This window comes from Campylobacter sp. CFSAN093249, from assembly GCF_011067895.1.
GTDB classification, from domain to species: domain Bacteria; phylum Campylobacterota; class Campylobacteria; order Campylobacterales; family Campylobacteraceae; genus Campylobacter_D; species Campylobacter_D jejuni.
Map to the genome: position 1 here is coordinate 80,467 of NZ_JAAMWM010000008.1, position 10,185 is coordinate 90,651.

Sequence of the window (10,185 nt, forward strand, 5' to 3'; positions counted from 1 at the left end):
ATGATCGCTAGATTAAGTTGATTGACACAAAGCCTATAATTAATTTTGGCTTGATGTTTATTTTTTTTAATTTTTCTTCAAGTTCATTTTATTGAAGATATGGAGCTTCTAAAACTTTTTTACTTCTTCTTTTTTTGTTGAGCTTTTATTTTTAAAATTAAAAAAACATCAATTTAACTCCATTAAAACTATTTTTTAATTACTAGTTAACTAAATCAAGACACCATAAATTCGGCATTTATTTGTAATTTTTATTATACCTTAAGTCATAAAAAATGCAATAAGTAAATTAAAATTTAGATATAATTGCAAATTATAATAATATTAATTAAGGATAAATTAAATATGATTGGAGATATGAATGAGCTTTTATTAAAAAGCGTTGAAGTATTGCCACCTTTACCTGATACTGTAAGTAAATTAAGAAAATATGTGAGCGAGGCTAATTCAAATATAGAAACTATGAAAGTTGCTGAAATCATTTCAAGCGATCCGTTGATGACGGCTAAGCTTTTGCAATTAGCAAATTCTCCTTATTATGGTTTTACAAGAGAAATTACAACCATAAATCAAGTGATTACTTTATTAGGCGTTGGTAATATCATCAATATAGTTACGGCTGATTCCATTAGAGATAATTTTAAAATAGACGTTTCACCTTATGGTTTAAATACTCAAAATTTTTTAAAAACATGCAATGAAGAGGCAACTTTTATTACAAATTGGCTTAATGATGAAGATAAAAAACTTTCTCATCTTTTAGTTCCTTGTGCAATGCTTTTAAGGCTTGGTATTGTTATTTTTTCAAATTTTCTTATACAAAATCATAAGGATAAGGATTTTTTAGCTTTTTTAAATAAAAGTGAAAATCTTGCTTTAGCGGAGAATGAATTTTTAGGCGTAGATCATATTTCTTTCTTGGGATTTTTGTTACATCGTTGGAATTTTGATGATGTTTTGATTGAAAGTATATGTTTTGTTCGCACTCCTCATGCTGCTCGTGAAGAAGTGAAAAAATCCGCTTATGCTTTAGCAATAACAGATCATCTTTTTGCTCCGCATGATGGCTCTTCTCCATTTAACGCAAAAGCTGCAGTTGCTTTACTTAAAGAGGCAAAAACTCAAGGAATTAATTTTGATTTAAACAATCTTTTATCTAAGCTTCCTAACAAAGCTAAGGAAAATTTAAACAAAGAAGATTAAAGAGCCTTTTTAAGGCTCTAAATTGTAGTGATGAAAAGTTTAATCTTACCTCCTAATGAATTTTTAGATCACTATATTTTAAACGCTGAATTTCATCGTTTTGCTGGAATTTCAAAAAATGCTTATAAATTTTGGAAAAATGTAGAAATAGGTAGATATCAAGGAACAAGAATTATATTTTTGCATAGAAATTGCATTTTAGAAAAACATCAGCAAGCTTTAAGGCAATGTAGTGGTTTAAATGGTTTTGTATTGGCAAGTGCTTTTTGTTCTTTTACTGGATTAGCTCCCTCTCATTTAGTGGAAAAAAATAATTCTTCTATTTATAAACTTTTAGAGCTTAAGGAGATTTGCGGGATTAAATTTGTTAATTTAAAAAAATTTTATGATTTTTTAGGGCTAAATTATCATCAGCATATTTATATAGAAAAATGCCATTTTTTTAGCCCAGCTCCTTTTGAAAAGCGTATTAAAATCACTGAGAGTATGTGCGTTGGGTATTATTAAGATAAGAAAAAATAAATGCACATAGCAAAGCTATAATAGCCAAAAAGAAAACATAAACTCCCAAAGAAAAACGCCAAAAATTACTTAAATTATCTAAGGCAAAACTATGCAAGAAAAAAGCAAGTTGCGGAGTTAAACCTCCAGCTATAGCATAAGCAATATTATATGAAAAAGAAAGTCCTGAAAATTTAATTTTTGCATCAAATACTTCACTCATTATTAAAGGGCAAAAATTCATCACCCCGCTAAAAAAACATACAAGTAAATATAAGCAAGCTACTAGGTTAAAATCAGCATTTTGTCTATATAAAGTATTAAAATAAAGCAAGCTCGCAATTCCAAAAAAAACACTAAAAAATACACAAGATTTAATAACGCTTATTTTATCCGCTAAAATTCCACTTATAATACACCCTAGGCAAATAAGCAAAATTCCACCTATTTGAAGATAGGTTTGTATAGAAGTATTAATTTGAAGTATTTTTGCCATATAACTAGGCATAAGCAAAATCATTACAACAATACAACCTGTCAAAACCCAAGTAATCATCATAGAAAGAACAATTCCCATTTTAGCTTTTTTAAACACTTCTTTTAAAGGAAATTTTTCTAAAGCCTTGTCTTTTTTCATTTGTTCAAAAACAGGAGTTTCTCTTAAAAATTTTCTCAAATAAGCAGAAATAATCCCAAAAATTCCACCTAAAAAGAATGGAATTCTCCAAGCCCATTCATGAAGTTCTTCTTGGGTATAAATTTTATTCATAATTAAAAAAACTAAACTACCTAATAAAATTCCACCTACAACCGAAGCGGTTAAAATTCCCAAATAAGTTCTTTTTTGACCTTGTGGTGCGTGTTCGTATACAAAAACCCAAGCTCCAGGAAGTTCCCCGCCTATAGCTATACCTTGACAAATGCGTATAAAAACTAAAAGCACAATACAAAGAAAACCTATACTTTCATAATTTGGAATAAAAGCTAGAGTAAAAGTTGGAATAACCATTAACAAAATACTAATCATAAACATTCTTTTGCGTCCAAATTTATCTCCAAAATGTGCCAGTATCACACCCCCTAAGGGACGCGCTAAATATCCAGCTGCAAATATTCCATAAGTATTAAACATTTGCCAAAAACTACTTAAATCTTTTGGAAAAAAGTTTGTTGAAATATAATTTGCAAAAAATACAAAAATAATAAAATCATAAAATTCTAAAGTTCCACCTAATGATGAAAGTCCTAAAACTTTTATATCTTTTTGGTTAAGGGTTTTGTTCATTCTTAATCTCCATCTCATAAAAATCATCATCATTGTTATCATCATCGTATTCATAATCATCATCATCATAATTATAATTTTTATGGTGATTTTGTGTATATTCTTCATCTTCATTTTCATAATCATCGTAATTTAAATCTTCTTCATCTTCATAAGCCATTGTTTTCTCCTTAAATAAAAATACAAAGCTTATTTTATCTTAAATTTGTTTGGTTTTGCTATAATTTTTATAATTTTTTAAAAGGTGAATTTATGAAATTAAGTCATTTAGATGAAAAAAATCATCCTAAAATGGTAGATGTAGGCGATAAAAATATTACTTCAAGAATAGCCACAGCTAGTGGTATGATATATATGAGTCAAGAAGCTTTTGATGTAATTAAAAACAATACCGCAAAAAAAGGTCCTGTTCTTCAAACAGCTATTATTGCGGCCATAATGGGGGCTAAAAAAACAAGTGAAATTATTCCTATGTGCCATCCTTTGATGCTTTCTAAAGTTGAAACTAATATTGTGGAATTTGTTAAAGAATGTGCATTTAAGCTTATTGTAACAGTTAAGTGTGAAGGTAAAACAGGTGTTGAAATGGAAGCTTTAAGTGGAGTTAGTATAGGACTTTTAACTATATATGATATGATCAAGGCTATAGATAAATCAATGAGAATTACGGATATAGTGCTTGAAAGCAAAGAAGGAGGTAAAAGTGGTAAATTTGTGCGATCTTAAAAAAGAACCTCAGATCAATTATCCTACTTTTTGGGATTATAAGGTGATTTTTGAGGTGCATATTAAGGCAAGTGAAATTTTTCAAGAAATTTTAGGCCAAAGAGAATATAAATTTGAACATTCGAATTCAAGTGCGAGTGGAAAATATCAAAGTTATTTATTAAATGTTTATGTTGATAGCAAAAAAGATCGTTTGGATATATTTGATAAATTAAAAGCTAAAGCAAAATTTGTACTTTAAGAAAGAAGGAAAAATGAAAAATACTTTAATTATTTTTGAAAATTCTTTATCAAATCTCGGTAAAGATGAAGCAAGTGATTTACTTGAAGACTTGAGTTTTAATCTTGCGTATAAGCAAATTTCACATAATCCTCATGAAACAAAAAAAGTTTTAAATTCTCTTTTGGTTGAATTTTTAACTATTTTGAAAAAACTTGATTTTTTTGATGATGAAAATGTTACAAAGGTTATCAAAGCTTTGGTTAAGGCGAGTATTGTAGATGCTCAAAATTCACTTTATGGGTATATTAGCGAAGCTGAATTATTAAACAAACAGATTGAAAATCAAAAGAATTTGATTAAAAATCAAATCAGCGATAATTTTTTTGAATTCGAGAATATTTTACAAGAATGTTCTTTTTGTGATGAATTTAGTGGTGGTTTAAATGATGCTATTTTATTTGATATAGAAATGCTTGGAATTTTAAAAGAAACCGCTGAAAGTGCTTTTTTAACTACATTAGAAAAGGCTGAAGATATAGAACTTACAAGTAGTGAAATAGCTAAAAATCTCGTATATAATGCCATTTGCGAAGCTCATTTTGAAAAAGAAAGAATTTTAAAAATTTCAAGTATTATTTTAAATACCGCTTTTGAAATAGCTAATGAATCTATGGCTTATGCAAAAGATCTTTGTTTAGGAGTGATTAAAGGCACAAGGGATGGTATTGTTTTGGCAATGGAAAAATTTAAAGCTTCATTAACTTATGCAAATTTTGAAGAAGATGTTAGTTTAAAAAGCAAAGAACTAATAGGTATAGAAGATGATTTTATTGCTCTTTTAAAAAAAGAGATTCAATTACAAAATGATCCTTGTAAGAGTATAGTTGAGAATTTGCTAGAACATGAACTTGATAATCTTTTTGCTAAATTTAGACGTCTTGCAGGTGAAAGCAGAGAGCAACTAATATTAGTTTTAAATGATATTAAGAAAAATCCAAAGATTAATGATTTTAACAAACTTACTCAAAGAAAATTAAATCGTTTTAAACAAGAAATTTTTGAATTAGAAAAAATTGCTAGTGAAAAATACAAAGATTTAAATTCCAAAAAAGCTAAAAAGCTCGGTGTAAGACTTTGGGAAAAAGCAAAAAAATTCGTTAAAAAATAATATCCCATTTTTGGGATATTAAATATCTATTTCTATACCTACAGGTGCGTGATCAGAGCCAAAAATATCATCTCTTATGAAAGCGTTTTTAAGTTTATCTTTTAAACCCTTTGAAATGAAAAAATAATCAATCCTCCAGCCTACATTTCTTTCTCTTGCTTTCATTCTATAGCTCCACCACGAGTATTTTTCTTTGATTTCACCATTAATTTCTCTAAAAGTATCTATAAAACCAAGCTTTAGCAAATCATCAATCCAAGCTCTTTCTATAGGTAAAAAACCTGAAGTGTTGGCATTGGCTTTTGGATGAGTAAGATCGATTTCTTTATGAGCGGTATTGACATCACCGCAAATGATAATTTCAAATCCATCCTTTAAAAGCTTATCCAAATACACTAAAAAATCTGCATAAAATTTCATCTTAAAATTTAAACGCTCTTCATCTTTTTGACCATTTGGAAAATAGATATTAAAAAGTGCAATATTTTTAAAGCGGTGTTCTAAAACCCTACCTTCTTCATCATCAAAAAATTCGCATTTTTTTACTTCGCTATTAAAATTACAAAGACTCATTACCCCAGAATACCCCGCTCTTTTAGCAGAATTAAAATACATGTGTTTAAAAGGATATTCATAAATTTTTTTAGGAAATTTATCTTCATGTGCTTTGATTTCTTGAAAACCTATAAAATCAATTTGTTCTTGTGCTATCCAATCAAGTGCATTTTTATCACAAATAGCTCTTAAGCCATTGACATTCCATGAAAGTAGTTTCATTATTTTCCTTAAAATTTTCATTAAAAGTGTAAATCATAACATAAAAAGATTTAAAACTACAATCCATTTAAAAAAATTCAATAAAATTAAAAGCTTAAATTTGGAGGTGGGATTTATATGCTTAGATTAACTTGGCTTCAGTTTACTTTTTTTAATTCTTTGATGATTGTATTGTTGAATTTTAATTTATTTTATTTTGTGTATGAAAAAAATACACAAAACTGGTTTATAACTTTTGTTTTTATTGTGGCCTATTTTGCCCTTGTTCATGTGATTTGCTCTTTGCTTTTTATAAAGTTTTTTACTAAATTTTTTTCTATATTATTTATAATATCATCTTTTTTAAGTGTTTACTTTATTAGTTTTTATGGGGTGCTTATAGATTCTGATATGATACAAAATGTTGTTCAAACAGATATCAAAGAAGTAAAAGATTTGTTAAATTTAAAATTAATCTTATTTGTTGTTTTGGCTTTATTGTTGGTTTTTTATGTTGTTAAAGTAAAAATTGATTATTATGGTAGTTTTAAATCCCATCTAAAAATTAAAATTATCAATATAATATCAGGTTTGATTGTTGTTTGTGCGGTTTTAATCCCTTTAAGTAAAACTTTCTTGCCTTTTTTTAGAAACTATAATGAAATAAGAATGTATAATACCCCTTTTTATCAAATTTATGCCGTATATCGCTATTATGTTTGTTTTGTAAAAGCTAAGCCAGAATTTAAAACTATAGCTAATGATGCTTATAGAGAAAACAATCACACTAAAAAACTTTTAGTTTTGGTAGTGGGTGAAACCGCTAGAGCGGCAAATTACTCTTTGGGTGGATATGCTAAAAATGATACCAATTTTTATACCAAAAAAGATAATGTAGTGTTTTTTGATAATTTTTCATCATGTGGAACAGCAACAGCGGTAAGTTTACCTTGTATGTTTTCTATTTCTAAGCGTGAAAATTATTCAAGTTCAGAATTTCAAGAAAATGCGATGGATGTGCTTTATAAAACAGGTGTAGATACTGCATGGTTTGATAATAATTCTGGTGGTTGTAAAGGGGTTTGTGATAGATTAGCTTATAAGCAAAAGCTTTCTAGTGATTTGGATGAAAATTTACTCGCCCCTTTTAAAGAAAAATTAAATCATTTAAGTGATCAAAATATAATAGTTCTTCATTTGCAAGGTTCTCATGGGCCAACTTATTATAAACGCTATCCAAGCGAATTTAAAAAATTTACTCCAACTTGTGATACTAATGAACTTTCAAAATGTGATAGCGAGGCTTTAATCAACACTTATGATAATACTTTGCTTTATACAGACTATCTTTTAAGTGAGATTATAAAACTATTAAAAGAGCAAAAAGATTATGAAAGTTCTTTGTTTTATCTTTCAGATCATGGTGAAAGTTTGGGTGAAAATGGTATTTATCTTCATGGTATGCCTTATGTTATAGCGCCAAGTTATCAAACCCGTATTCCTGCTATTTTTTGGAGCAATGATGAAAAATTAATGAATTTAGCTAAAGAGCATAAAGGTTTAAAACTTTCTCAAGATAATCTTTTTAGTACTCTTTTAGGATATTTTGATGTAAAAATAAGTGTTTATGAGCCAGAATATGATTTATTAAATCCTAAACTTAAGGCAAATCCATGAAGCCTAAATATCATTTTTTAAATAATGCAAGATATGCTTTAGAAGGGATTTTTGCTTTATTTAAAAATGAAATGGCGTTTAGAATTGAACTTTGTATTATTATCCCTGCGATAGTTTTTAGTTTTTTCTTAAAAGTTAGTTTTTTGGAGCATTTATTATTGGTAAGTGTTTTAATGCTTATTTTAATTATAGAGGCTTTAAATTCGGCTATTGAAGCTTGTGTTGATTTGATTACAAATGAATGGCATGAAAAGGCAAAAATTGCTAAAGATTGTGCGAGTACGGCAGTGTTTTTTAGTGTGCTTTTAGCTCTTTTTGTTTGGAGTTTTATTTTATATAGCATTTACTTATGAAATTTGAAAAATTAATACAAGAAATTTTGGGAAAAAAGCGTTTTGAATTGTTAAAATTTTTATGCGAAAATGCCGATGAAAATGGTTTTATTATGATTAAAATCAGTGAGCTTGAAGAAAAATTAAACCAAAGCAAGCCCACTATCATCGCTACTTTTAAATTTTTAGAAGAAAAAAAGCTTTTTAAGCGTCTTAAAAATGGATTTTATCAGCTAAAAATATAGGAGATAAAATGAAACTTAAAAACCCTTTGGATACGCATTTACATTTACGCGATGAAAGTATGCTTGCGCTTGTAGCTCCTTTTAGTGCAAAAGACTTTAAGGCAGGGGTTATCATGCCAAATTTAATCACCCCGCTTACTGAAATAGATGTATTAAAAGCTTATAAAGAACGCATTTTAAAAGCATGTAAAAATGAAGATTTTACGCCTTTGATGACTTTATTTTTCAAAGACTATGATGAGCAATTTTTAGAAAAAGCTAAAGACGAGCTTTTTGCTATCAAGCTTTATCCTGCAGGTATCACTACCAACTCAGATAATGGAATTTCAAGTTTTGATATAGAAAAGTTAAAACCTACATTAAATACTATGAGCGAATTAAACATACCCTTACTTGTGCATGGAGAAACCAATGATTTTGTCATGGATAGAGAAGCAAATTTTGCCAAAATATATGAAAAATTAGCTAAAAACTTTCCAAAATTAAAAATTGTAATGGAGCATATTACCACTAAGGTTTTGTGTGATTTATTAAAAGATTATGAAAATTTATACGCAACTATCACTTTGCATCATTTAATGATAACGCTTGATGATGTAGTGGGTGGTAAAATGGATCCACATTTATTTTGCAAGCCTATTGCAAAACGCTATGAAGATAAAGACGCTTTATGTGAGCTTGCTTTTAGTGGCTATGAAAAGGCTATGTTTGGAAGCGATAGCGCGCCTCATCCATTGCACACTAAAGAATGTTGTGGTTGTGCGGCTGGAGTTTTTAGCGCACCAGTGATTTTACCTGTATTAGTTGAACTTTTTGAAAAACATTCAAATGAAACAAATTTACAAAAATTTATTTCAGATAATGCTTGCAAAATCCATAATCTTAAATTTGAAAATGACAAAATTATCACTTTAGAAAAACAAGAATGGCAAGTGCCAAATGTTTATGAAGATAAATACAATCAAGTCGTGCCTTATATGGCTGGAGAAATTTTAAAATTTCAATTAAAACATTGATTTTCCACCTTAAAGGTGGAAAATTTAAGCTTTATTTACAAGAGCATCTCTGATATCTATAACAAGATAGATTACAAAAAAACTTAGAAATAAAGCAATAAAACTGACTATCAATGACAATAAACCAGCTAAAAACCCGATGCTAAACATCATAAAAAGAGAATAAAGCAAAGCTACAACAAAACTTATCGCTGCAATTGCATCAAGAATCAAGCGTCCAAATTTGATGATTAAATTTTTAACCATTAAAAACTCCTTTGAAATAATGAGTGAAATTGTAATAAATATAAGCTTAATATTTTTATAAGTTATTTATAATTAAAAGTTTTATTTTAGATTCTATAGTTTCAGTAATATTATTTTCAACAAAAGAACTTACAGTTTCTTTAGAAGCTGTGATTTTGTTCATACTTAAATGCCATAGAGCATTTTCTATAGCCTCTTCTTTTGTTCTTTGGACTTTGCGTGTTTCATCAAAAACAATCTTATGAAAAAATATATTTTTTTCTAGTAAATAATTTTCTAAATCTTTTTTATAAAAACCTTTAAATTCAGTATTAAAATATTTAAAAATCGGATCTAAAAAATCACTTTTTCTATAATCAGCCCAACCAAGATAAATTTTTATTTTGGCTAGATTTAAGAAATTTGTATAATCTTTTTCATTTTGTAAAGCAGGAGACATACTTAAAAATGCAAGATCAAATTTAACATTAGGATTGTTTTGCATCCAAGTTTCAAAGCTCAAATTTTCGCATTTTATATTGTTAAGATTTAGTTTTTTAGCATCTTCTTGTAAAATTTCAAGCATAGTATTTGCACTATCTAGGGCTAAAATTTCTTTAGCTTCTTTAGCTAAGTGTAAAGTCCAAACCCCAGTTCCACATCCTATATCTATAATGCTTTTATTTTGAAAAGAAATATTTAAATTTTGTAAATATTCAAAAGTTTGCTTTTGTATGGTGTTTAAAGTGTTTTGATATCTTGCGTAAGTTTTGGCCTTTTTATCCCATAAATTCATATATTTTCCTTGATAAAATATACAAAATCATA

Annotated in this window: 13 protein-coding genes and 1 pseudogene; 9 read left to right on the forward strand and 5 right to left on the reverse strand. The window is 27.9% G+C overall.

Going from position 1 to position 10,185, the window contains the following annotated elements; all coding sequences use genetic code 11:
* Positions 1-345 precede the first annotated feature (345 nt).
* On the forward strand, positions 346-1,203 hold the full coding sequence (gene cheP, locus FBF10_RS08275; RefSeq protein ID WP_004308223.1) for a cheVAW transcriptional regulator CheP: 858 nt from the start codon (positions 346-348) through the stop codon (positions 1,201-1,203).
* 27 nt (positions 1,204-1,230) lie between these two features.
* The gene (gene cheQ, locus FBF10_RS08280; RefSeq protein WP_002854628.1) at positions 1,231-1,710 is read left to right on the forward strand and encodes a cheVAW transcriptional regulator CheQ; all 480 of its coding nucleotides are present in this window, start codon (positions 1,231-1,233) and stop codon (positions 1,708-1,710) included.
* Here cheQ and FBF10_RS08285 read toward each other — a convergent pair.
* Both FBF10_RS08285 and FBF10_RS08290 read right to left on the reverse strand, forming a co-directional pair.
* On the reverse strand, positions 1,679-2,989 hold the full coding sequence (locus FBF10_RS08285; RefSeq protein WP_020246847.1) for an MFS transporter: 1,311 nt from the start codon (positions 2,987-2,989) through the stop codon (positions 1,679-1,681). The genes cheQ and FBF10_RS08285 overlap by 32 nt on opposite strands.
* Positions 2,973-3,149: a highly acidic protein gene (locus FBF10_RS08290; RefSeq protein WP_002865818.1), complete on the reverse strand. Its 177-nt coding sequence runs from the start codon at positions 3,147-3,149 to the stop codon at positions 2,973-2,975. Before FBF10_RS08290 ends, FBF10_RS08285 begins: the two co-directional genes overlap by 17 nt.
* 92 nt (positions 3,150-3,241) lie before the next feature.
* On the opposite strand from FBF10_RS08290, the gene moaC reads away from it, so the two are divergent.
* Genes moaC through FBF10_RS08305 form a run of 3 tightly spaced genes read left to right on the forward strand, consistent with a single transcriptional unit; the run spans position 3,242 to position 5,106 of the window.
* Entirely contained in the window at positions 3,242-3,715 is a 474-nt protein-coding gene (gene moaC, locus FBF10_RS08295) for a cyclic pyranopterin monophosphate synthase MoaC (protein WP_002889301.1), read from the forward strand.
* Complete coding sequence (locus tag FBF10_RS08300; RefSeq protein WP_002889304.1) at positions 3,693-3,956, forward strand: DUF493 family protein; 264 nt, start codon at positions 3,693-3,695, stop codon at positions 3,954-3,956. Before moaC ends, FBF10_RS08300 begins: the two co-directional genes overlap by 23 nt.
* On the forward strand, positions 3,946-5,106 hold the full coding sequence (locus tag FBF10_RS08305) for a hypothetical protein (RefSeq protein WP_002859413.1): 1,161 nt from the start codon (positions 3,946-3,948) through the stop codon (positions 5,104-5,106). Before FBF10_RS08300 ends, FBF10_RS08305 begins: the two co-directional genes overlap by 11 nt.
* Positions 5,107-5,124: 18 nt before the next feature.
* Here FBF10_RS08305 and FBF10_RS08310 read toward each other — a convergent pair whose 3' ends face one another.
* The gene (locus FBF10_RS08310; RefSeq protein ID WP_002867799.1) at positions 5,125-5,883 is read right to left on the reverse strand and encodes an exodeoxyribonuclease III; all 759 of its coding nucleotides are present in this window, start codon (positions 5,881-5,883) and stop codon (positions 5,125-5,127) included.
* Between the two features lie 117 nt (positions 5,884-6,000).
* On the opposite strand from FBF10_RS08310, the gene eptC reads away from it, so the two are divergent.
* The 4 genes from eptC to pyrC are packed head-to-tail and all read left to right on the forward strand — an operon-like array spanning position 6,001 to position 9,132.
* Positions 6,001-7,539 (forward strand): lipid A/FlgG phosphoethanolamine transferase EptC, encoded by a 1,539-nt coding sequence (gene eptC / locus FBF10_RS08315; RefSeq protein WP_002889312.1) that lies wholly within the window; start codon positions 6,001-6,003, stop codon positions 7,537-7,539.
* A complete protein-coding gene (locus FBF10_RS08320; RefSeq protein WP_002859416.1) occupies positions 7,536-7,892 on the forward strand; it encodes a diacylglycerol kinase in 357 nt (118 codons plus the stop codon). Before eptC ends, FBF10_RS08320 begins: the two co-directional genes overlap by 4 nt.
* Positions 7,889-8,116 carry a replication/maintenance protein RepL gene (locus FBF10_RS08325; RefSeq protein ID WP_002870142.1) on the forward strand — a complete coding sequence of 76 codons (228 nt, stop codon included), beginning with the start codon at positions 7,889-7,891 and terminating at the stop codon, positions 8,114-8,116. Before FBF10_RS08320 ends, FBF10_RS08325 begins: the two co-directional genes overlap by 4 nt.
* An 8-nt stretch (positions 8,117-8,124) precedes the next feature.
* Complete coding sequence (gene pyrC, locus FBF10_RS08330; RefSeq protein WP_002889313.1) at positions 8,125-9,132, forward strand: dihydroorotase; 1,008 nt, start codon at positions 8,125-8,127, stop codon at positions 9,130-9,132.
* A gap of 31 nt (positions 9,133-9,163) precedes the next feature.
* Here the strand turns inward: pyrC and FBF10_RS08335 are convergent.
* Positions 9,164-9,378: pseudogene (locus FBF10_RS08335) on the reverse strand (hypothetical protein).
* Positions 9,379-9,433: 55 nt separating this feature from the next.
* A complete protein-coding gene (locus FBF10_RS08340; RefSeq protein ID WP_002889314.1) occupies positions 9,434-10,153 on the reverse strand; it encodes a class I SAM-dependent methyltransferase in 720 nt (239 codons plus the stop codon).
* Between the last annotated feature and the right edge of the window lie 32 nt (positions 10,154-10,185).